We start from the raw sequence: 22,232 nt of genomic DNA, 5'->3' as shown, positions 1-22,232 counted from the left end.
GCCTGTTGAGACTTGCTGTTCAATGGCAGATTGTAATTTCATTTTAGTCATTCGTTCCACCTCCAAGAGCATCACGTACAGTAACAACATCTTTGTCCCCACGCCCTGATAAACAAATGACAACAATTTCATCTTTGCTCATCGTAGCCGCCAGTTCACCTGCAAAATGAATCGCATGTGCAGATTCAAGAGCAGGGAGGATACCTTCCGTTCGAGCCAGCATTTGAACAGCAGCTAACGCTTGGTCATCGGTAACGGATGTATATTTAACACGGCCATTTTCATGGAGATAGCTATGCTCAGGTCCGATGCCTGGGTAATCAAGTCCTGCTGAAATCGAATGAGCTTCTTGAATTTGTCCCGCATCATCTTGCAGTAAATACATAAGTGAACCGTGCAATACGCCAACTGAACCTTTTGTTAAAGTGGCGGCGTGTTTGTCCGTTTCAAGTCCAGCGCCAGCTGCTTCAACGCCGAATAATTTTACATCAGTATCTTCAATGAAAGGATAGAACATGCCCATTGCGTTACTGCCGCCGCCAATACAAGCAACAATCGCATCAGGCAGGCGACCTTCTTTTTCAACGATTTGTTTACGCGTTTCATCGCCAATCACACGCTGGAAATCACGAACAATTTTAGGGAAGGGATGGGGGCCCAAAACGGATCCCATAATGTAGTGAGTATCGTCAACATTCGTTACCCAGTAACGAAGTGCTTCATTCACGGCATCTTTCAACGTTCTACTACCTTGCGTCACAGTTACAACTTTTGCTCCTAATAATTCCATACGGAACACGTTCAACTGTTGACGACGAACGTCTTCTTCTCCCATAAAGATGACACACTCTAAGTCTAAAAGTGCACAGACGGTAGCGGTTGCTACTCCATGTTGCCCAGCGCCTGTTTCAGCGACGATTTTACGTTTGCCCATACGAACAGCAAGTAGTGCTTGCCCAATCGTGTTGTTAATTTTATGTGCACCTGTATGATTGAGATCTTCACGTTTTAAATAAATCTTCGCACCGCCCATTTTTTTCGTTAAGCGTTCTGCAAAGTAAAGGGGGTTTTCACGTCCCACATAATCTTTTAAATAATAGCGAAAATCTTTAATAAATTCTTCGTCTTTAATAGCTATATTGTAAGCTTCCTCTAATTCAATCACGGCCTGCATTAATGTCTCAGGAACAAATCGTCCACCAAATTTACCGTAATGCCCTGTTGCGTTTGGTTGGTTATAAGTAGTCTCCATGCTCATCTCTCCTCGTCTCGAACTGCACGGATAAACGTGCGGATTTTTTCTGCATCTTTCCGTTGCGCTGTCTCAACTCCACTTGATACATCCACCATAAAAGGGTGAACGATAGTAATTGCTTCATTTATATTATTTTCAGTCAGTCCACCAGCTAAGATTACTTTGTCGTGTGAGATGTTCGCTTTTGTAAGTAACGACCAATCAAATGAATGACCAGATCCTCCACGGAATTCAAAACCAGGTGCATCGAATAAAAAGTAATCGACTTCATAACGTGAAGCCTGCTGCACATCTTCATGAGTCGTTATCGATAATGCTTTAATAGTAGGTAGGGAAAGGCATTGAACATAATTAGGATCTTCATCACCATGCAGTTGAACCATATCAAGAGGCACTTCTCTAGAGATTCGTTCCACTTCTTCCAACGCTTCATTGACGAACACGCCAATCTTTAGCACATTACTCGGAACTGCAGTTGCGAGTACTTTCGCTTTTTCCACCGTGACTTGTCGACGACTTTTGGCGAATACAAATCCAATCGCGTCAGCGCCTGATGCCACAGCCACTTTTACATGTTCAAGTTCCATCAATCCGCAAATTTTTACTTTTGTCATCATCGTTCCCTACGTTTCACGTGAAACGTTCGTAACGTTTCGTCAATGTTTGCACAACGCATTAATGTTTCTCCAACTAACACGGCATGAGCACCAACTTGAGCCACTGTTGACGCATCCGATGCACCTCGAATACCACTTTCACTTATTAACACTCGATCTTCATGAAAAGGGAAGTGTGCAGCAATTTCTGCCGTATTCCCTAAATCCACTTCAAACGTTTTTAAATTACGATTATTAACACCAATGATCTTCGTATCGATTAATAAAGCTCTTTGTAATTCCTCAACATCGTGAACTTCGACCAAAACTTCTAAATCTAAAGATGTGGCAAAATTAAATAAGTCGTGAAGCGTTTCTTGTTCAAGTGCAGCCACGATTAACAAGATAATAGAAGCACCCGCTCGTTTTGCTTGTTCGATTTGTAACCGATGGATAATGAAATCCTTGCACAATACAGGTAGACCAACTGCTGTAGAAACAGCGTGTAAATCGTCCATCGAACCTTTGAAAAATTGTTGATCAGTCAACACGGAAATCGCTGCAGCTCCCGCACGCTCATAAGATAGTGCTTGTTGCACAGGATTCACATTCCCTTCAATTAATCCTTTAGAAGGAGAAGCGCGTTTAATTTCAGAGATTACCTGTAAAAGTTGTGTGTTATATAAAGTCTCAAATAAAGTAGGCTTGGCAGTAGGTTCTTTAGTTAGATCGAAAGGGACGTGTTGTTCCAATAGCTCCGCCACTTCTAATTTTTTCACTTCTAAAATCTTCTCTAAAATGGTCATGCGTTCACCTCCAAATGGCTTCGATTTTGACTATACGCGACAACTGAATTCATAATGCTTAGTGCTCGACCGCTTTCAATGCTTTTGCGGGCTTGGTGAACGCCTTCTTGAATCGTAGACGTGACACCTGCTGCGAATAACCCAATTCCCGCATTGAGCAACACTGTATCTAAATAAGGTGAAGGGTCTCCGCGTAATACGCTTTTTAAAATAGCTGCGTTTTGTTTTGCGTCGCCACCGCGAATCGCTTCTAACGGGGCATATGACAAACCAACTTCCTGTGCATTTAGCGTAAATGGAATACAGTCACCTTCATCCATCAGTACAAGATGGTTATCTCCTGCAAGAGACGCCTCATCCATTCCGCCTGCACCCGTTAATACGATTGCGCGTTTTCGACCTATGCGATGAAGGACATCCGCTAAAGGCATTAATTTATCTTGTCGATAAACACCGACTAACTGAGAGGATAGAGAAACGGGATTTGTTAAGGGACCAATCATATTAAAAATCGTTGGTTTGCCTAAAGATTTCCGAATGACTTGAATTCGTTTCATTTTTGGGTGAACATGTGGTGCAAATAAAAACGCGATATTTGTTAACTTTAGTAATTCATCCACTTCATGAGGTTGAAAATCCAAAGCGATGCCAAGCTCTTCTAATACATCCGCACTTCCTGTACGACTTGAAATACTACGATTTCCGTGTTTAGCAATTTTCAATCCTGCTCCGGCTAGTACAAAAGAACAAGTAGTGCTGATATTAAAACTTTGTGAACCATCGCCTCCCGTACCACAATTATCAAAAATAACTGATGATGTAACTGGTATTTGCGTAGCATTTTCTCTTAACACTTCTACAATGGCAGCAATTTCTTCTGTCGTTTCACCCTTTATCGATAATGCTGTTAAAAAATTAGCGATATCTAGGTCGGCAATTTGTTCTGAAAACATAGCGCTTGTTGCTTCTCTCATCTCTTGGTACGTCAGTGAATTACCTGCACGTACACACTCAGTAAATCCTCTCATCTCTATCTCTCCTCACTATAAATCTGCTCAGCTAAGCTATGTCTGTTAAAAAGGCTTGTAGAATTTTATCGCCATCACGAGTCCCTATGGATTCCGGATGGAACTGCAAGCCGTAAAGTGGATATTCCTCGTGTTGAATCGCCATGATGCTTTGGTCGTCCATTGCAATCGCGGTTGTGTTAAAACACGTCGGTAGATCTTCAAGCACGAGTGAGTGGTAACGCATGACAGGTAATGGTTGTGGTAGATAAGCGAACATACCCGCATGTGAATGGCGTACTGCGGATACCTTACCGTGCATCACGTTTGTAGCACGTTCTATTTTCCCTCCAAATGCTACGCCAAGCAGCTGATGTCCTAAACAAACACCAAGCATCGGTATCGTTTGATAAAATTCTTGGATAATCGATAAAGAATGTAATTTGTCATTTGGCGATCCAGGTCCAGGGGATAAGACGATAGCTTTTGGCTTCATTTGATGGATTTCTTCTATAGATATCTCATCATAACGAACCACTTGTACATCTTCTCCTAGCATCGATAGGCTTTGGAACAAGTTATACGTAAACGAGTCATAGTGATCGAGTAGTAAAATCATGACAACACCTCAAGCAATGACTTCGCTTTGTGTAACGTTTCTTCATACTCTGCTTGTGGATTGGAGTCATAGACAATTCCAGCGCCCGCTTGGACAAAAGCGGTCTGGTTTTTCACGACTAATGTTCGAATCGCTAACGCAATATCAATATTGCCATTAAATCCGATATAGCCGACAGCGCCTGCGTAAACTCCGCGTTTCACATTCTCCATCTCTTGAATCACCTGCATCGCGCGAATTTTAGGAGCACCCGATACGGTTCCAGCTGGTAAACAAGCAACGAGAGCATCAAGGGGGTGTTGGTCATCCCTTAAAGTACCTGCCACTTCAGATACAATGTGCATAACATGTTGATACTTTTCAATGTTCATATATTTAGTTAAATGGATGCTGCCAACTTCACTAATTCGACCCAAATCATTTCGTCCTAAATCCACCAACATGCGGTGTTCAGCGAGTTCTTTCGGGTCCTCGAGAAGTTCTTTTTCAAGCAACGCATCTTCTTCTGATGTTTTGCCACGTCGTCTTGTGCCTGCAATTGGGTTCGTTGTCACTCGTTTTCCTTGAATGCTCATCAAACTTTCTGGTGAAGCACCCAATACCACATGTTCGTCAAAGTCGACATAAAACATATAAGGAGAAGGATTTTCTTTTCTTAGCTTTCGATACAACGAAAAACAGTCGCCGGTAAAGGGGGCTTGTAAACGTTGAGATAACACTACTTGAAATATCTCTCCTGCACTTATCAGTTCTTTCGCTCGTAAAACGTTATCGATAAACGTTTGTTTTGTAATATTAGATGTAAAAGGAAGCGGGGAAGAGGTAGTTACCTCCTCGCGTTCTTTCACTGCTAATTGAAGTTCCACTTCTTTAATCTTGCTTGGATTGTTACCTGTGTGCAAAATCGTTATATCTTGCTTTAGGTGGTCATAGACAATGATGGTTTCATATACGAGCAAGTGAATATCAGGCATATCTCGATCATCTAGGAGGGCGGGACCAATGTCTTCATATTGCGAGATGACATCATAGCCGATATAGCCAACCGCACCACCGTTGAAAGGAAATTCACTGTGCTCCTCAATTACGGGTAGTAGAGTTTTTAATAATTCAAGCGGTTTTCCTTTATGAATCATCTCTTCACTAGTTAATAAGTTCGTTTCCTTTAACTCATGAGCCGCTCCTTTAAATTCTTTGACGGGGTCTGCTCCAATAAAAGAATAGCGACCAGATGCTTCATGTTTTAAAGAACTTTCGAGTAAAAACTTACGAGTCCCTTGCAAGCGTTTGAAAATCGATATGGGTGAAAGGGTGTCACCGTTAATTGTCATTCGTGCGGTTTGTAGTTGGTTTGTATTCAAACTAATCTCTCCTCTGCTCGGCTCGTGTACCTACGGAAAAACAAAAAAGTCCCCTGTACATGAACAGAAAAGTTCATGTACAGAGGACGGAATGACCGCGGTGCCACCTCAAATTAAAAGCCAATACTGGCTTTCACTTTAGGACCTGTAACGTAGATCAGACGTTTTCCCATACTTACCTTCAGGGAAACTCTCCAAAGACCATTCACCACAAGTTGTCTATCAGCTTCCACCAACCGCTGACTCTCTATTAAGACACACTCGAGCTACTATTCTTTGTCATCGATTTTTCTCAGCTAAACTCAATCTCAACTATGTTCTAAATTTTATTGGCGATGTCGCTCCCGACACCTTCTACCAAAATTCCGAATCAAAAAGTTGTTCCTATCTTAGTACGCATAGAAACATATGTCAACAGATAAGGGGATAAATTAATAAATAATCAGAAAAATAGACGAATGGTCGGAAACTACATTTGAGTGGTCGGAAATCAAGCGTAAGTGATCGGAAACACCATTCGAGTGGTCGAAAATCATACGTTTATGGGTATACAAATTTTATCCTATTCAATTTTCTGCACTAAGGTTTTAACTATTTCGGTAATCGAATAAAATAAAGGGATAATATTGAAATATTCAATCTTTATTGTTACTTTAAATATAACAATTATTGATATATCAAGGTATGAGGAGGTCAGCAAGAATATGAAATTTTTCATCTCGGTCGACATGGAAGGCATTACTGGTTTGCCAGATCATACTTTCGTAGATTCGCAGAAACACAACTATGAACGTGCCCGTCGTATCATGACCAATGAAGCAAATGCGATTATTGAAGGTTTACTGAAAAAAGGGTCTACCGAGATAGTGGTGAACGACAGCCATTCGAAAATGAATAACTTGCTAATAGAGGAATTAAATCCAGAAGCGCTTTTGATTACTGGTGGAGTAAAGCCGTATTCGATGGTACAGGCACTGGATGAATCATATGAAGGAGCGATTTTTGTAGGTTATCATTCGCGTGCAGGGCAACCTGGAGTCATGAGTCACAGTATGATTTTTGGCGTGCGTAATATGTACATTAACGAAGTAGAAGTTGGGGAGCTTGGGTTCAATGCATACGTGGCTGGCCACTTTGGAGTGCCGGTGTTACTAGTTGCTGGTGACGACGGGGCGTGTCGTGAAGCTGAAGCCCTTATTCCAAACGTCACTACAGTTGCGGTCAAACAATCGATTACACGCCAAGCTGTAAAAACTATGCATCCCCAAAAGTCACATGCACTTTTAACCGAACAAATTCAAAAAGCTGTCGACAATAGACACTTAGTAAAACCACTCGTACCACCTGAAAAACCAACGTTACGAATCGAATTTGTGAACTACGGACAAGCCGAGTGGGCAGCTCTTATGCCTGGCTGTGAAATTGAACCTGGTACAACAATCGTGAAATTTGAAGCCAAAGATATTTTGGAAGCGTACCGTGCGATGTTAGTTCAAGTCGAATTAGCGAGCCAAACGACATTTTGTTAATGTGAAGGCAAATTGTTCATTAACAGTTTAAAAATTTTCACGCTGTACTGAAAAGAATGAAAAGCTGCGGCGTTTCAAGTAGACGTCGCATACTTCTATTATGAAAAGAAGTTATACTTAAAGATAGATAACTTGTTTTCAAGACAGAAGAGAGGAGCAACATCCATGCGCACGAGACCAACACGATTAAAAAAAGGGGATACCATTGGAGTTATCGCTCCATCAAGTCCACCTAACTTAGAAAATTTAAACCGCTCACTCGCATTTTTAGACCAATTAGGATTGAACGTTAAAATGGGGAAACACGTCGAAAATATTAACGGCTATTTAGCGGGAACAGATGATGAGCGCTTAGAAGATTTACACGATATGCTTTCTGATCCAAACGTTAAAGGTATTATTTGCGCGGGAGGTGGCTTCGGAGCAGCTCGCTATGCGGATCGCATTGATTTCCAATTAATGACCGAGCAACCTAAAATTCTGTGGGGCTATAGCGATATTACGTATTTACACACGACGATTGGTCAATTCGCCAACATTGTTACATTCCACGGACCAATGCTTGCATCGGATGTCGGAAAAGACACTTTCCAAGAATTATCTGCTCGCATGTTTGGGCAATTATTTGAACCAAGTGAACTTCATTATACAGAAGACATTTCACCATTAACGACCCTAAGTGGTGGAGTGGCACAAGGAGAGTTAGTAGGAGGAAACTTATCGCTGCTAGTTAGTGCGCTAGGCTCTAAATACGAAATTGATACACGTGGGAAGTTGCTATTTATTGAGGATGTAAATGAAGAACCCTATAAAGTAGATAGCATGTTAAACCAGTTGCGTTTAGCAGGGAAATTGCAAGAAGCAGTAGGAATTGTAGTTGGCGATTTTTCAAAAGCAGAACCTAAACAACGAAAAACATCATTAACACTAGATGAAGTCTTGAAACACTATCTAGGTAACTTAGGAAAGCCAGTAGTATCTGGATTTAAAATTGGTCACTGTGAACCACATTTTGCGATACCACTAGGTGTGGAAGCTCGATTAGATGCCGAAGCAAAAACATTGACCATTTTACCAGGCGTTAAATAAACGGGAGGTAATCCATCATGATCATACATTCAATCGAAACTTTTTCGGTTGCGGTACAGCTCACAAAACCGTTTAAAACTGCGCTTCGTACCGTCACGATTGCCGAATCTATTTTTGTCAAGATCACTACAGAAGATGGTCTTGATGGATGGGGAGAAGCCCCACCAACTCATGTCATCACAGGTGATTCGCTTGGAAGTATTCAATTTGCAATTGATCAAGTGATCGGACCTCATTTACTAGGTCTTGATTTACATCATTCGGAGCGGGTATTCCAAAAATTGCATCGTTCTATGGTTGGCAATTCAAGTGCAAAAGCAGCGATTGATATGGCCATTCATGATTTGCTCGGTCAACTTGCAGGACTGCCTCTTGTAACACTTCTTGGAGGCTATCGTGATACACTGGAAACCGACTTTACGGTCAGTGTAAATGATGAAGAAGAAATGGCTGAAGATGCTGCACGTTACGTAGATAAAGGCTTTAATGTATTGAAAATTAAAGTGGGTATCGATGATATCGCAAAAGACGTTGAACGGATTCGCGCAATCAGAGAAAAGATTGGGTACGAACCAAAGCTTCGACTCGATGCGAACCAGGGATGGGAAGCAAAAGAAGCAGTGCGGGCTATTGGACAGATGGAAGACGCCGGTCTTGAAATAGAACTCATTGAACAACCAGTAAAAGCGTATGATATTGAAGGGTTACAATATGTAACAATGCATACACAGACACCAATCATGGCGGATGAGAGTATATTTACGCCAAAAGATGCAGTACGAGTCTTGCAACTGCGTGCAGCTGATTTAATCAATATTAAACTCATGAAAGCTGGAGGCATTTATCAAGCGTTGAAAATCAATGCATTAGCCGAAAGTTATGGAGTAGAATGCATGACCGGAAGCATGATTGAAACAAAACTTGGCATTTCAGCAGCTGCTCATTTCGCTGCAAGCCAACCGAACGTGACGCGCTTTGATTTTGATGCCCCGTTAATGTTGGCTGAAGATATTGTAGAAGGCGGTATTACATACGACGGCAGACATATTCGATTTTCAAAATTACCTGGTCTCGGATTACATAGTAAGTTAATGAATAAACGATTCCTTCATAAAGGATAAGGAGAGAAAACATGTTATTTCAATCAGCAACAAGATGGGTATGTTCAGTGTCCGTCGCAACAGTTTGGACATCTCCTGAGTCAGCACGTGAAAAAGATGCGCCAGGTTTAGAAAATCCAGTACGTGTCCCTAAGTGGTTAGAAGAATTATCGTATAAAGACTTGCTCGATCTTTGCGAGGGAAATCGCATTCAAACGCAGTTGTTATACGGCGAGCCTGTATTAATCGAAGAAATTGTTGGGGACTGGGCAAAAGTGATTTGTACTTGGCAACCTTCTAAAAAAGATGAACGCGGTTATCCAGGTTGGGTACCTCTCGTTCAATTAAAAGAAATGGAACGAATTTCAGACTTCGGTTTTGCGAAAGTCCGTCTACCTAAAGCACAGCTTTGGACGAAGGATAGAAAGCCTTTACTAGTCGTTCCATTTAATACAATACTCCCAGTTATCGATAACAACGCTCAGTTTACATTAGTCCATACCCCGCATGGAGAAGCGCTGATTTTAAGTGAAGAGGTTGAACATTCTCCAGGTATTGAATCATTTGTTGAACGTTCCGGAGCCGCTATCGTTTCTTGTGCTACTAAATTTATCGAAAAACCATACTTCTGGGGCGGCATGTCTTCATATGGCTATGATTGCTCGGGTCTTAGCTACAACATGTTCAAAGGGCATGGATATTTCCTTCCAAGGGATGCTGACGATCAGGCAAGAAGTGGGAAAGAAGTTAATATAGAAGACACAAATCAGTGGGAAATAGGAGATTTATTATTTTTTGCAAATGTAGGATCCGATAAAGTTCGCCACGTCGGTATTTATTACGGATTTGGGCAAATGATTCATTCTCCATCGACAGGACAATGTGTAGAAATTATTGAAATAGCGGGTACGAAGTATGAGAATGAATTGTGTGCGGCAAGACGTTATGCAAGATCTGAAGAAGAACTTTCTAATTTATCATAACGAATAGTATGAAAGCCAGTCCTAGAGTGAAGGACTGGCTTGTTTATTTCTAAAAGAGTAGGCTAGACAATAGGTGTATAGAACTTTAAATTAATGATGAGGTTTTGTATGATGGACCTATGCATCAAAGAAGGAGAGATCATCATGACCCAACCAATTCCAATGAAGCAGTCCCGAACGATTCAAACACATTTGGTGTTACCGCCCGACATTAATACGATGGAAACCATTTTCGGAGGGAAAGTGTTATCTTATATTGACGAAATAGCTGCTATTACTGCTATGAAGCATTGCAAAAATACAGTCGTCACCGCGTCTATCGATTCCGTCGATTTTTTATCATCCGCTCGTGTAGGTGATTGCCTAGAGTTAGAATCAGTCGTCAGTTCGACAGGTCGAACGTCAATGGAAATCTATGTACGTGTGCATTCAACGAACTTGTTAACAGGTGAAACGAAGTTAACGACCGAATCCTTCCTAACATTTGTCGCAATTGATGCAAACGGGAAGCCAACTCCGGTTCCAGGGATTGTCGCTGAAACGGAAGAAGAAATTCGACTTTACGAATCAGGACCAGCACGTCGTGATCATCGTAAACTACGCATTCAAATGAAACATTAGATGGGAAGCGGGGATTTATAATCCTCGCTTCTTTTTTTGAAAGATAAGATTTGTTAGAGCTACATCTTCGGACTTGGAGATTTGGCTATCGTCCATTCACAGTGGGTTATCGTCCATTCAACTTGGCTTTCCGTCCATTCACATTAGGTTATTGTCCATTCAACTTGAGTTTCCGTCCACTCGAGTTACGTTTTCGTCCATTCGCTTGGAGATGGACACCATTCTTCCACAGAAAGACACTGGTTCATCAATTCTAGCTAGAATGCGCTTTTCTTTGTAAGAAGTAGTATAAGTTATCCACCAGCTTCGCTTAGAATCTTATACTTATTGAACTCGTGAAGCGACTTTAGCTTCTTCATTGTGTGACATATCGCCAATCATGGTGAGTTCTCGTCGATCAGTATCAATTTCCAGCTTTGTTAAACTTGTACCATGGATAAAAGGTGGATCCCACAGTGAATCCAACTGTGCACCACTAAAATGATTGATTAAGCATTTTTTAACAACACCATGCGTGACAATCAAAACATGACCGGTTGGATGGGCAGCAGCTATGTCTTCTATAGCACGTAACACTCGTTCTTTCAGCTGATAGAAGCTTTCACCAGAAGTTGGTTCAAATTGGCTTGGATGCTCATAGTATGTTTTTACTTGGTCCGCAAAATCTCGATCGATGTCAGAAGATAACTTACCTTGCCACTCACCGACATTAATTTCTCGTAAGTCTTCTTTTTGAATAAGTGGAGTAGTACGTTCTCCAAGTATCAGTTGAGCAGTATGAATTGTGCGTCCGCTCGTACTGCTGTATACGGCGTCAAGTGGGACATCTTGAAGACGTTTGCCTAATTGTCTTGCGGCTGCCACACCACTTTCTGTTAAGGGTGAGTCCGCCCAACCTTGCATACGAGATTGAACATTCCATTCTGTTTGACCATGTCGTGTAATATATAAAGTAAGCATCCAATTCCTCATTTCTTTTAAGTGAGAGTCTATTCTCTTATTTTACCAAAAATGAAACTTTTTAATAGCTTTTGCGTACTACATATAAAGGAGCGAAATCAACATGTTAACATTTATAGACAAATACCAAAGCATCATTCTTAGTGTAATCTTAGTTTTCTATATTGGTAATTCAATCTACATAGGTTCTTCCAATCTGTCATTTATCCTGTTCGTATTAGTCATCCTGCTACAAGTCATTCGTTTAAGAAAGCATATTAAACAATTATCATTCCTTCAAGTTGCTGCTATTCTTGCAACTATGATAGCTTTCTTGGCTGCCCTCGTCTCTATTTTTGTAGGCTTAAACCATTTAATAAATAGTGGCGTCCTATCTTTCCCTGACTGGATGATTATGGTGATTCAAATTACATTAATCATCGTATTTATATTAAGCCTAACGACTATCGTCCGGAATTTATTTGAGCGCTTTACACATTCAAAAGCTTAAGAAAAGGAAGCCTCTTTTAAAGAAGGCATCCTTTTTCATTTCCATTAATTAAGTGGCTTAACATCGGTGGCTAGCAATCCGTATAAATGCATGTCATGTCGTTTGCCGTCCCGTTGTAAAAATTCACGATAAGTACCTTCATGTCTGAAGCCAAGAGATTCATAGAGAGTAATGGCTCCTTGGTTATAGCTGAAAACAGTCAGTGATAGTCTATGTAAATTAAGTTCGTTAAAGGCGTAATTCACCACCAATAGCATGGCGTCCTTGCCAAATCCTTTGCCTTGAAAATCTGGACCAAGAGCAATCGAAGTCCAACCAACACGATGTGGCCATTCAATTTCTTCAATCGCACAAACACCTAAAAAATCTTCAGTAGTAAGCGGGCGTATTGCAAAACGATAACTACGGTCAGAATGGTCATCAATCAATTGGTTTGCATTTTTCTCGGACTCTTCACGAATAGGGGAAGAAGTATAAAAACGACCAAATGATTCCTCACTAGTCCATTGCCGATATGTCGGAAGATCTTCTTTTCTGATAGCTGTTAAACGAATTTTTGATCCTTTGAACATAATCTATTCCCCTTGTCATAAGTTTTTCTTATCGTAACTCATTATATCATCGTCATGTTCTTATTTAGAGACACGAAGTACAATAAGAATAACAAGAAAGACAGGTGACGACGATGGATTATCTACTACTTTATCTGATCGGTGTAACGGCAACGACAATCGGCACGTTAGCTGGAGGTGGAGGCTTGATTAGTTTGCCAACAATGTTACTACTGGGCATGCCGATTCATTCAGCCATTGGTGCTAATAAAGTGTCCAACACAGTAAGTTCTTTTTCGAGTTTCTTTACGTTGTACAAACGAAAACAAATTACCTTAAAGGATTCCGTCTGGTTAATACCAATCAGTTTGGGAGGGGGACTCACTGGAGGTTTTATTGCTTCTAAATTATCGGCAAGTAATCTTTATGTACTGGCAATCATCTTTTTAGCATTTGCTTTTCTCACATCTTTTATTGGCAAAGGCAATTTCACAGGAGAAAAGCCTTTGAAATTGACAGCTGTAAGTGGTCCGGGGCTTTTTGGGATCGGTATGTATGATGGTTTGTTTGGTCCCGGACAAGGTACGTTAATGTTGTATTTATTTAGTTACTTGAACATTGCGTATGTAAAGTCAGTTGGATTGGTAAGGCTTGCGACTTTCTCGAGTTGCTTTGGGGCAGCGATTAGTTATATTTCGTCGGGTGTTATCATATGGCCACTAACACTAGCCTTGATGGCCGGGTCAATGACAGGAGCCCAGCTAGGTGTTCGTATAGCAGAAAAAATAAAGCCACAATATGTGAAACCAATCTTACGGATTGTTACGGCTTTGCTCATTTTACAATTAGTTGTAGAAAACATCCTATAGGTTAATTATTGAAAACTATCACACAAACCGACATACTAGTTTCAAAGGGGTGTTGATATGAACAAGCAGCAAGACAAGGATTTGCTAAAAAACTTAGACCCGCAAAGTGAGATTGAAAGCTCGCAAATGCATTATTCAGAAGAAAAGTTTTGGAATAAACTTCTGAAATATAGCAAAAAAGCGGGTGAAACGACTGTTTATACAAGTTTGTTATTGTACTTCACAGCTCAAAATCCAGCGGTACCAAAATCAGCAAAACTTACAATTATGGGTGCATTAGGATACTTAATATTCCCAGCTGACATTATTCCTGATTTCATTCCCGTCATTGGTTTAGCTGATGATGCAAGTGTTATTGCATATGCTTTGTATCAAGTCATTTCACATATCGATGAGCCAACTAGACAACGTGCACATGAAAAAATGAAATCATGGTTCGGAGATTCAGAACAATCAAATAAAATAGATGATCAAATATTTAACGAAAAATAAAAGAGCGAGCCGTCAGCGGTTCGCTCTTTTATAATTCATTAAACTTATGTCCAAATTCATGTAAAAACTCTAGTGAATTATTACCTTCAGTTAAGGCGACGAAGAGACCTATTTGTCCTTTATAAACAAATAATCCAACATCATGTTCTATATCATCTAACTCACCCGTTTTGTTAAAAAAGACAAAATTCTCATTATTAACCCCTGTGGGTATTTTATCTTGAAATTGTTGTTTCTCTAAAATATGTAACATGTCATTAAAAGCAGGAGAACTAACCATAGCTCGTAAGCAAGCAACCATGTCACGGGCACATACAATATTATCTCGTTCTTCTGCAATCGCCCTATGGTCACGCATTTCACGTCCAAGTTTCGACTTCGTCATTCCTAGATGCTGCAAATAACTGTTAAGACGTTTCATTCCATAACGCTTAATCAAGAGATTAGTCGCGGTATTATCAGAAACTACTATCATTAATGCATGTAAATCACGTACCGAAAACAATCTTTCTTGTGTGACAAGTGTTTGCAAAACGCCAGATCCATCGACGATATCTTCAGGAGAAACCTCCACTAGTTCATCTAAATCCTTGGCATAATGACTTCCGTAAAGAAAAATAGGTAACTTAATGACACTAGCAGACTTAAAAACTTCATCAATATTTATAGAATAGCGGACTGCCCCTACGGGATATTCCAAATGTAATCCGTATTTCCCGGGAAATTTATTTATCACAATATTCGCACATCCTTTCCCTTATTTTATCCTAAAAACTTTAACGAATAAATCCATCCATTGAAAAAATTAAAAGTCTTAAGAACAATTGAAACTTTTACCCAGTTATTTCGTATATAGAAATAAGCACCAAAAGTCATATAGAAAGCAAGAACTTTTAAGTAGTTATTTCGTCTTATGCAGTAGATAGCTGATGTCGTTATTAAAGGAAGGTGAAAAGTGTGGAACAACAACCAGTCGTAGAGTTAAAAGGTTTGTCAAAAACCATTGGAAAAAAGAAAATTATTGATAACTTGAACTTGCAATTATTCCCTGGTCAAATCACAGGTTTTTTAGGGCCGAATGGAGCAGGTAAAACAACGACTATTCGAATGATGTCAGGGTTAATGCAACCTACAAGTGGAGAAGTAGTAGTTGAAGGCCAGACACTGACAGAGCATTTTGAAGAAACGATGAGTAAAGTAGGAGTAATTGTTGAAAATCCTGAGATGTACAAATACATGTCGGGATGGAAAAATTTATTGCACTTTGCGCGAATGAATAAATCGATTACAAAAGAGCGGATTACCGAAGTAGTGGAGCAAGTAGGCATGCAAAATCGGATACATGAAAAAGTATCTTCGTATTCACTTGGCATGCGCCAACGTTTAGGTTTAGCACAAGCTTTATTGCATCGTCCGAAATTCTTGATTTTAGATGAACCAACAAACGGTTTGGATCCTGCAGGAATTCGAGAATTCCGTACATATTTACGTAAGATCGCTGATGAAGATGGAGTTTCTGTGTTCGTATCGAGTCACTTACTCTCTGAAATTGAACTGATATGTGACAGAATCGCAATCATTCAAAATGGTCAGCTTATTGACATTCGTGAAATGAATCAAAAAGAAGAAGCTCATTATTATATTGAAGCTCAACCACTTGAACAAGCACGTGCATTACTAGTGGAACATGGGCTAACAGTGGAAGAGAGCGGTTTAGGATTTATCACCAAAGTAGAACAACAACAAATTCCTGCAATCATTCAAACGATGGTAGCTGCAAATCTTCAATTATTTGCCGTGCAACCATTCCGTAAAACGCTCGAAGATCAATTCTTAGAAATGACCGGAGGTGGCCAAATTGCTGAATCTCATAAGAAATGAATGGATGAAGTTATGGCATAAAAAAGCCACTTGGATTATGGTAGCCGTATTATTACTCATATTAATTGGAATTAGTGGCATTATGAAGTTTGTAGAATCCTCCTTTGAGCAACCAGAAAACCAACCGTCTTGGGAAGAAGATGCAGCTCAAAATCAAGTGTTTTTAAAAGAGGAACTTGCGAACCCTAACATAGATGATGCGACTAAAAAACAATTAGAAAAGGATCTAGCAATTTCTGAATATCGATTAGAAAAAGATATAGAACCAATGGATCCAACGGGTAGAGAGCAATCTATACTTGATTCAAATTTGATGTTGTCGTTGGTTGTGTTGTTATCAGTCATTGCCGCAGCAGGTATTGTGGCATCTGAATTCTCTCAAGGAACGATTAAAATGTTACTAAGTAGACCGGTCAAGAGATGGAAAATCTTAACGTCGAAATATTTGACTACCTTATTATTTGCCTTGGCGTTAACAATAATTTCATTTGTGGCATCATTAATTGCAGGTTACTTGTTCTATGATTCAAGCGGAGGTGAAATTTTAGACTATCGCAATGGAGCGGTAGTGGAAGTATCATACTGGGGACGTGTCCTCGTGTTATACGTCTTACAATTCGTAGGTGTAATCATCTATACAACATTCGCCTTCACGATTGGCAGCGTGTTCCGTTCAAGTTCTCTTGCCATTGGTTTATCAATATTCCTATTATTTGTTGGAACTCCTATCGTACTATTCCTAAGCAAATATGAAATCGCGAAATACATCTTATTTACCCATACTGATTTAACAGGTTATATCACAGGTAATTTGTATGTCCCAGGAATGACTTGGACTTTATCACTTATAGTCTTGACCGTTTATATGTTGTTATTCTTAGTCATTAGCTTCTGGTCATTTACGAAGCGAGATGTCACCGCTTAATTTTAAAAGAGTCGTTCCTTTCACAGGAGCGACTCTTTTATCTGCTAGGGAGTATTGAATCATTGAAAGAAAGTAAGAAGTTTCGTAAGATGGAAAACAGTGTGAAGAAAGGGGAAGTTCGCTTGAAGAGACTATGGACATGGGTAAATATTACGTTGTGGCTCGTCATTGGCGGACTCTTCTTCGTATGGGTTCACAATGAACTAGAATTTCGAGAAGAGCTTAAGGAACGCACTTTGCCAGAAGGACTGCACCCGATTGTGGGGGAGAAAAGTAATCAATTACTAGATAAAGCAGAAGAAATCGGTATTCCCATTATGATAAGTGACGGTTTTCGATCAGTAGAATCTCAAGACGTACTATATGACAAAGGACGCTCGATGGACGGTAGCATCGTTACGTATGCTCGTGGTGGTGAAAGTTTTCATAATTATGGACTTGCCATCGATTTCGTCTTGAAGAACAATGATGGGACCATCAGCTATGACATGCAGCGGGACTTAAATAGTAACGGGGAAGCGGACTGGTTCGAAGTTGCTCAAATTGGTAAGGAACTAGGTTTTGAATGGGGTGGTGACTGGGCTGGCTTCAAAGATTATCCTCATTTAGAATATACTTTCGACTTAACGATTCGAGATTTGCAAAAGGGTTGGCGACCTGAAGATAAAATTAATGATAAATAGCATTGTGTAAGTAAAAAAAGGTTGCCCAGGCAGCCTTTTTTTACTGGAAATTTAGAATGACATCAAAATTTACTTATCAAATACACTTAAATCTACTCTTCCATCCGCTAAAAAAAGCACATCTTCACTTTCAAGCAACATGCGTTGCAAATTCTTTGACTCATCGTCTGAAATGGCGATTTCCCCACGAACATTGACTACTCGATGCCAAGGCAATCCGTGTTTTTCGCTCATCGTATGTAAAATTCGTACGACTTGTCTTGCAGCACGTGGACTACCCGCCATGCGTGCGACTTGTCCATAAGTGACCACGTAGCCTTCAGGTATTTCTTTTAAGACGCGTACAACTTCTGCTGTAAAAGGTTGCATTTCGTTCACTCCTAACTCTCCCCATTGTAATCAAAGCTGGTTCCCCATGTCGACTGTCTATGATATATTACGTGTAACTAAATATTTTGACTAAAGGGGTGACTGGACATGTTTGATTGCCGTGAAGAAGTGTGGGCATTGACGAAACAGTTAGTGCGAATCGAAAGTATTGTGAATGAGGGCGGAGAAAAGGTGATGTCGCAGGCGCTTCATACGCTTATTTCTTCTTATCCATATTTCCAACAACATATTGAACATATAGTCTATCAACAGACTGAAAACGATGAGCAAGAGCGTTACAATGTCATTGCGTTTGTTAAAGGAACGAAAAACCCATCCAATAAAACAGTTCTATTAATGGGACACATTGATACAGTAGGCATCGACGATTTTAATTTAAAAGAGCATGCACTGGATCCTGATGCATTAGCACAAGCCCTACCACAAGAAGATTTGCCTGAAGCAGTGAGAAGTCATCTAATGTCAGGTGAATTCGAGTTTGGACGAGGTGTTCTTGACATGAAGTCTGGAGTAGCAAGTCATCTATACTTGTTGAAATATTATTCGGAGCATCCTGAAGAGCTCGAAGGTAATTTAATGATCGTCTTTGAGTGTGATGAAGAAGACGGTTCGCACGGAATAATATCTTCATTATCCGAATTAAAACGTCTTCGTGACGTACAAGGATTTGAGTATGTAGCAGCGATTAATGCGGACTTTGTGTCTCCTCGTTACAACGGGGATCCGAATCGCTATATTTACAAAGGAACAGTAGGGAAGTTATTGCCATCATTCTTCATTACGGGGTCGGAAACGCATGTAGGTTCTTGTTTTGAAGGCATTGATCCTAATTTTATCGCTGCCCATTTGACAAGACAAATCAGTTACAATCCTGCACTTTGCAATGAAGCGTTTGGGGAAACGACTGTGCCGCCAGTTGCATTAAAACAGATGGACTTTAAACCAACATACACCGTGCAAACAGCATTATCTGCGTATGTCTATTTCAATTTCTTTATCCATTCGTGGTCGCCAAAAGAAGTTCTCGAGCTCTTAAAAGTAGAAGCAGAAATGGCATTTTCTACGGCACTAAAGGAGTTCAAGCAACATTATGCAACGTTTAGCAAAATAAGCGGAGAACCTATGAATGACCTACTGTGGGAACCACGAGTCATGACTTACGAGGACATGCATTCGCTATTGCAAAACGAGCATGGTGAAGCGTATACGGTACATATGGAAGCTTTCAAAGAACAATTATTACAACAAATCGACCTTGATACCCGTATGTTCGCAGCACGCGTAGTTGAAGAAGCATGGAAATGGATGCCAGATAAAAATCCAGCAATCATCATGTTTTACTCATCGCTCTATTCTCCAAGAATAGAAGTTACAGGTAAAAACGACAAAGAACAAAATTTGCTGGAAGCATTAGATATGGCTGTGGAATCGGTCCAACCTAACTATCCTCACCCTATCGTTACGAAAAACTTTTTCCCGTACATCTCGGACATGAGTTTTGTCGCATTGAGCGACGACGAGTCAGGGATTTCGGCTGTCTCAAGGAATAACCCAGGATGGGGAACGAAACACTATGTCGACTATGAAGCAATACGCGCCATAAACGTACCAGTTATCAATATTGGACCTTATGGTTACGATGCACACAAACAATATGAACGTATGGAACGCGATTTTACCCTCAACATCGTGCCTAACTTAACGAATGAAGTATTGAAAAACCTAATCGGCTCACGATAGTAGCCCTGAATAGCATGGCATCTTCACATTTTCACTTTATGATGAAGGAGAGATACTAGAATGAATTATCGAATGTCCAAGAATATTGGTTTTCAAGTAGAAGACGTTGAAAAGGCAAAACTCTTTTATGAGACAGTTATGGGATTGAAGGAACCTATTGAAAGTGATGTAGACGAAGTGGAATTTCGAACGAATCACAATTCAATATTTTTAATTCCAGGCCGTGAAAATTTAGGTCCTGTCATGGAAATAGTCGTCAACAATTTACAAGAGGCTAAGGAACATTTAGTAGAAAATGGTTGTGAAATTGTTCGTTGGGAAGGTAAAGGAAGGGATTGTTACGTGCGCGATCCGTTCGGCATGGTTTTTAATGTGTGGGAAGAGAATTAAAAGTTTATTGTAGAGTTGGCATTATACACGCTCTACAGATACAATTAGATGATAGGAAGACAACATCTAGATTAATAAATCAACTAAAGGAGAATGAGAAAATGGAAATTATAAGTCATTTAGTTAATAAAATAAACGACCCGACTGGAATTATCGTCGGAGATCGTTATGAATTTTTACTAGATATTCAAGTTGAAGAAGACGATGAGCTATATACAGAAGGTGGATTAGAGCTTCGTGTCATTTTCGCTTCAGATGAAAATGGAGAACGCGTTGTGCAATATTACTTTACTGAAAAAGCATCAAGAGATGCACTAGACTTTGCTCTTGAAGACGACGAAGAAGCAGAAATTCTAGAGTACTGCAAAAAAAACCTAGCATAATGAAAACTCCTTTTTCAAAGCAATCTTCGTACTACTGAAGAAAAGCTTTGGAAAGGGAGTTTTTTTATTTAACATTTAAAAATACTTTAACGAATGAAATATCTTTTGGTTTTATCGATAACTCCTTTTTCGGACTGCTGATAAATACACAAAGAAAGATCAAGTGATATTTTAAATAGTAGGTAGGGAAATAAAGTTAATTATTGAATTATTTGCGGAATATTCGTACAATTATAGTGCTAAAGTAGTTATTAGGGTGGTGTCGATGATGGATTGGTATAACGAATATGTAACAGACTTATTTTTATATAATTCAGTGTACATAGGACTCGCGACTTTCAGTGCCTTTTTAACGAAGCGATACGGTGTATTTAGCGGAAGGACAATTTTTTCTTTGATAGCGCTTTACACTGGATTTTTATTATTTATGTTATTAAATCCATATTATGAGATAGAGTTTTTTAATTCGCTCTTTATGATAGCCCCAGTAATTATGGTCAGGGTCTATTACGATATTCGATTAACGTATGTTTTTATGTTGTTTATCATTTTTGCTTCACAACTCAAATATTTTTCACACTCAACAAACACAGTAGATTTATCACTAGGCTTATTGTATTTGTTTTTATCTGCAATCATCATATTAATTCCAACTCTGAAAAATAAAACCTTACATACGTTCATATTGTTCAGTGCGAGCTATGCTGCAACAATTCTGAATCTTTTTATTTGGCCTACAATTGCGATTGAAAATATTGGGTTGGAAATCCTATTATGGGGATTAAATATATTCACACTGACATTTATTGCATCCAAAATTGTTCCAGATCTAATGGAATTCGTGGAAATGACGTATACCAAAAGGGATTTAGAAATTGATGCGCTTACCGGTGTTTACAATCGATTAAGTTTTAATCAACATATGGATATGCTGTTTTTGAAAGAGCGCAATAAAAATCTATCCACTTTTTCGATTCTCTTTTTTGATATAAATAAATTCAAATATATTAATGACACCTATGGTCATCTCGTAGGGGATTATGTGTTGATGGCATTTGCAAAAAAACTCGAACAAGAATTGCAGGCTGATGAAAAAGTGTTCCGTTATGGTGGCGATGAATTTGTTGTGTATACCCCCAAAACGGGGGATAGCTTGCAAAAATTCATTAATCAACTTGATCGCAATGTACAAGATTTACCTCAGAGTATAGAAGGGCACTTTATAATCGTCAACTATTCAATTGGAGTTGCTGAGTATAAAAAAGATACTAGAAGTGTTCCTGAAATGGTAAAAATAGCAGACGAAAAAATGTTTATAAACAAACATTCAGCTTCCTCGATAGTATGAGGAAGTTTTTTAGTGTCCGTTTTTTCGCAATCTACCTATTCCTTCCAATTGAAAATGATTCATGACGATAAATAATGGTTCATGTATGATTTAAGCGGTTTCATGCACGTATTTCCTTTTTATAATACAATATTCTATCAATTCTATTTATTCTATATATTTAT

Annotated in this window: 25 protein-coding genes and 1 other annotated feature; of the genes, 15 read left to right on the top strand and 10 right to left on the bottom strand. The window is 39.5% G+C overall.

Going from position 1 to position 22,232, the window contains the following annotated elements; genetic code table 11:
* Positions 1 to 43: 43 nt before the first annotated feature.
* The 6 genes from trpB to trpE are packed head-to-tail and all read right to left on the bottom strand — an operon-like array spanning position 44 to position 5,644.
* Positions 44 to 1,252 (bottom strand): tryptophan synthase subunit beta, encoded by a 1,209-nt coding sequence (gene trpB, locus WBG45_RS04935; RefSeq protein ID WP_424412670.1) that lies wholly within the window; start codon positions 1,250 to 1,252, stop codon positions 44 to 46.
* Between the two features lie 2 nt (positions 1,253 to 1,254).
* Positions 1,255 to 1,869 carry a phosphoribosylanthranilate isomerase gene (locus WBG45_RS04930; RefSeq protein WP_424412669.1) on the bottom strand — a complete coding sequence of 205 codons (615 nt, stop codon included), beginning with the start codon at positions 1,867 to 1,869 and terminating at the stop codon, positions 1,255 to 1,257.
* Positions 1,869 to 2,657 (bottom strand): indole-3-glycerol phosphate synthase TrpC, encoded by a 789-nt coding sequence (gene trpC / locus WBG45_RS04925; protein ID WP_424412668.1) that lies wholly within the window; start codon positions 2,655 to 2,657, stop codon positions 1,869 to 1,871. The genes WBG45_RS04930 and trpC overlap by 1 nt, the downstream gene beginning before the upstream one ends.
* A complete protein-coding gene (trpD, locus tag WBG45_RS04920; protein ID WP_424412667.1) occupies positions 2,654 to 3,685 on the bottom strand; it encodes an anthranilate phosphoribosyltransferase in 1,032 nt (343 codons plus the stop codon). The genes trpC and trpD overlap by 4 nt, the downstream gene beginning before the upstream one ends.
* A 31-nt stretch (positions 3,686 to 3,716) precedes the next feature.
* Positions 3,717 to 4,283: an anthranilate synthase component II gene (locus WBG45_RS04915; protein WP_424412666.1), complete on the bottom strand. Its 567-nt coding sequence runs from the start codon at positions 4,281 to 4,283 to the stop codon at positions 3,717 to 3,719.
* Positions 4,280 to 5,644: an anthranilate synthase component I gene (trpE, locus tag WBG45_RS04910; protein ID WP_424412665.1), complete on the bottom strand. Its 1,365-nt coding sequence runs from the start codon at positions 5,642 to 5,644 to the stop codon at positions 4,280 to 4,282. The genes WBG45_RS04915 and trpE overlap by 4 nt, the downstream gene beginning before the upstream one ends.
* Positions 5,645 to 5,723: 79 nt before the next feature.
* Positions 5,724 to 5,936: a binding site (T-box leader), on the bottom strand.
* A gap of 412 nt (positions 5,937 to 6,348) precedes the next feature.
* Between trpE and WBG45_RS04905 the strand changes: the two genes are divergently transcribed.
* The 5 genes from WBG45_RS04905 (at position 6,349) to WBG45_RS04885 (ending at position 10,966) form a co-directional block, all read left to right on the top strand.
* Positions 6,349 to 7,173, top strand: coding sequence for a M55 family metallopeptidase (locus tag WBG45_RS04905; RefSeq protein WP_424412664.1), 825 nt, complete (start codon positions 6,349 to 6,351; stop codon positions 7,171 to 7,173).
* A gap of 165 nt (positions 7,174 to 7,338) precedes the next feature.
* Positions 7,339 to 8,262, top strand: coding sequence for a S66 peptidase family protein (locus WBG45_RS04900; RefSeq protein WP_424412663.1), 924 nt, complete (start codon positions 7,339 to 7,341; stop codon positions 8,260 to 8,262).
* Positions 8,263 to 8,279: 17 nt separating this feature from the next.
* On the top strand, positions 8,280 to 9,383 hold the full coding sequence (locus tag WBG45_RS04895) for a mandelate racemase/muconate lactonizing enzyme family protein (RefSeq protein WP_424412662.1): 1,104 nt from the start codon (positions 8,280 to 8,282) through the stop codon (positions 9,381 to 9,383).
* Between the two features lie 11 nt (positions 9,384 to 9,394).
* The gene (locus WBG45_RS04890; RefSeq protein WP_424412660.1) at positions 9,395 to 10,345 is read left to right on the top strand and encodes an NlpC/P60 family protein; all 951 of its coding nucleotides are present in this window, start codon (positions 9,395 to 9,397) and stop codon (positions 10,343 to 10,345) included.
* Positions 10,346 to 10,489: 144 nt separating this feature from the next.
* The gene (locus WBG45_RS04885) at positions 10,490 to 10,966 is read left to right on the top strand and encodes an acyl-CoA thioesterase (RefSeq protein ID WP_424412659.1); all 477 of its coding nucleotides are present in this window, start codon (positions 10,490 to 10,492) and stop codon (positions 10,964 to 10,966) included.
* A 324-nt stretch (positions 10,967 to 11,290) separates the two neighbouring features.
* On the opposite strand, the gene WBG45_RS04880 is transcribed toward WBG45_RS04885, so the two are convergent.
* Positions 11,291 to 11,938, bottom strand: a complete 648-nt coding sequence (locus WBG45_RS04880) for a histidine phosphatase family protein (protein ID WP_424412658.1) — start codon at positions 11,936 to 11,938, stop codon at positions 11,291 to 11,293.
* Positions 11,939 to 12,029: 91 nt separating this feature from the next.
* Between WBG45_RS04880 and WBG45_RS04875 the strand changes: the two genes are divergently transcribed.
* The gene (locus tag WBG45_RS04875; protein WP_424412657.1) at positions 12,030 to 12,416 is read left to right on the top strand and encodes a hypothetical protein; all 387 of its coding nucleotides are present in this window, start codon (positions 12,030 to 12,032) and stop codon (positions 12,414 to 12,416) included.
* Positions 12,417 to 12,460: 44 nt separating this feature from the next.
* Here WBG45_RS04875 and WBG45_RS04870 read toward each other — a convergent pair whose 3' ends face one another.
* Positions 12,461 to 12,988, bottom strand: a complete 528-nt coding sequence (locus tag WBG45_RS04870) for a GNAT family N-acetyltransferase (RefSeq protein ID WP_424412656.1) — start codon at positions 12,986 to 12,988, stop codon at positions 12,461 to 12,463.
* Positions 12,989 to 13,101: 113 nt separating this feature from the next.
* Here WBG45_RS04870 and WBG45_RS04865 point away from each other — a divergent pair, with 113 nt between their 5' ends.
* Both WBG45_RS04865 and WBG45_RS04860 read left to right on the top strand, forming a co-directional pair.
* Positions 13,102 to 13,836 (top strand): sulfite exporter TauE/SafE family protein, encoded by a 735-nt coding sequence (locus tag WBG45_RS04865; protein WP_424412655.1) that lies wholly within the window; start codon positions 13,102 to 13,104, stop codon positions 13,834 to 13,836.
* Positions 13,837 to 13,893: 57 nt separating this feature from the next.
* Positions 13,894 to 14,328 (top strand): YkvA family protein, encoded by a 435-nt coding sequence (locus WBG45_RS04860; RefSeq protein ID WP_424412654.1) that lies wholly within the window; start codon positions 13,894 to 13,896, stop codon positions 14,326 to 14,328.
* 28 nt (positions 14,329 to 14,356) lie between these two features.
* Here WBG45_RS04860 and WBG45_RS04855 read toward each other — a convergent pair whose 3' ends face one another.
* On the bottom strand, positions 14,357 to 15,064 hold the full coding sequence (locus WBG45_RS04855) for a serine hydrolase (RefSeq protein ID WP_424412653.1): 708 nt from the start codon (positions 15,062 to 15,064) through the stop codon (positions 14,357 to 14,359).
* 221 nt (positions 15,065 to 15,285) lie between these two features.
* On the opposite strand from WBG45_RS04855, the gene WBG45_RS04850 reads away from it, so the two are divergent.
* The 3 genes from WBG45_RS04850 to WBG45_RS04840 all read left to right on the top strand — a co-directional run bounded on the left by WBG45_RS04850 (position 15,286) and on the right by WBG45_RS04840 (position 17,817).
* Entirely contained in the window at positions 15,286 to 16,209 is a 924-nt protein-coding gene (locus WBG45_RS04850) for an ABC transporter ATP-binding protein (protein WP_424412652.1), read from the top strand.
* Positions 16,187 to 17,134 (top strand): ABC transporter permease, encoded by a 948-nt coding sequence (locus tag WBG45_RS04845; RefSeq protein ID WP_424412651.1) that lies wholly within the window; start codon positions 16,187 to 16,189, stop codon positions 17,132 to 17,134. Before WBG45_RS04850 ends, WBG45_RS04845 begins: the two co-directional genes overlap by 23 nt.
* Positions 17,135 to 17,256: 122 nt before the next feature.
* On the top strand, positions 17,257 to 17,817 hold the full coding sequence (locus WBG45_RS04840) for a M15 family metallopeptidase (RefSeq protein ID WP_424412650.1): 561 nt from the start codon (positions 17,257 to 17,259) through the stop codon (positions 17,815 to 17,817).
* Between the two features lie 69 nt (positions 17,818 to 17,886).
* Here WBG45_RS04840 and WBG45_RS04835 read toward each other — a convergent pair whose 3' ends face one another.
* Positions 17,887 to 18,186, bottom strand: a complete 300-nt coding sequence (locus tag WBG45_RS04835) for an MGMT family protein (RefSeq protein WP_424412649.1) — start codon at positions 18,184 to 18,186, stop codon at positions 17,887 to 17,889.
* A gap of 108 nt (positions 18,187 to 18,294) precedes the next feature.
* On the opposite strand from WBG45_RS04835, the gene WBG45_RS04830 reads away from it, so the two are divergent.
* From WBG45_RS04830 to WBG45_RS04815, 4 genes are all read left to right on the top strand, one after another.
* On the top strand, positions 18,295 to 19,947 hold the full coding sequence (locus WBG45_RS04830) for a M20/M25/M40 family metallo-hydrolase (RefSeq protein ID WP_424412648.1): 1,653 nt from the start codon (positions 18,295 to 18,297) through the stop codon (positions 19,945 to 19,947).
* A 60-nt stretch (positions 19,948 to 20,007) separates the two neighbouring features.
* The gene (locus WBG45_RS04825) at positions 20,008 to 20,337 is read left to right on the top strand and encodes a VOC family protein (RefSeq protein ID WP_424412647.1); all 330 of its coding nucleotides are present in this window, start codon (positions 20,008 to 20,010) and stop codon (positions 20,335 to 20,337) included.
* Between the two features lie 101 nt (positions 20,338 to 20,438).
* Positions 20,439 to 20,720, top strand: coding sequence for a DUF6509 family protein (locus tag WBG45_RS04820; RefSeq protein ID WP_024536112.1), 282 nt, complete (start codon positions 20,439 to 20,441; stop codon positions 20,718 to 20,720).
* Positions 20,721 to 20,988: 268 nt separating this feature from the next.
* Positions 20,989 to 22,068, top strand: a complete 1,080-nt coding sequence (locus WBG45_RS04815) for a GGDEF domain-containing protein (protein WP_424412646.1) — start codon at positions 20,989 to 20,991, stop codon at positions 22,066 to 22,068.
* Positions 22,069 to 22,232: the final 164 nt, after the last annotated feature.

This window comes from Paenisporosarcina sp. (genome assembly GCF_049671445.1).
Classification (GTDB): domain Bacteria; phylum Bacillota; class Bacilli; order Bacillales_A; family Planococcaceae; genus Paenisporosarcina.
Note: the sequence above shows the minus strand (reverse complement) of the source record. Positions and strands in the feature narration are given on the sequence as shown.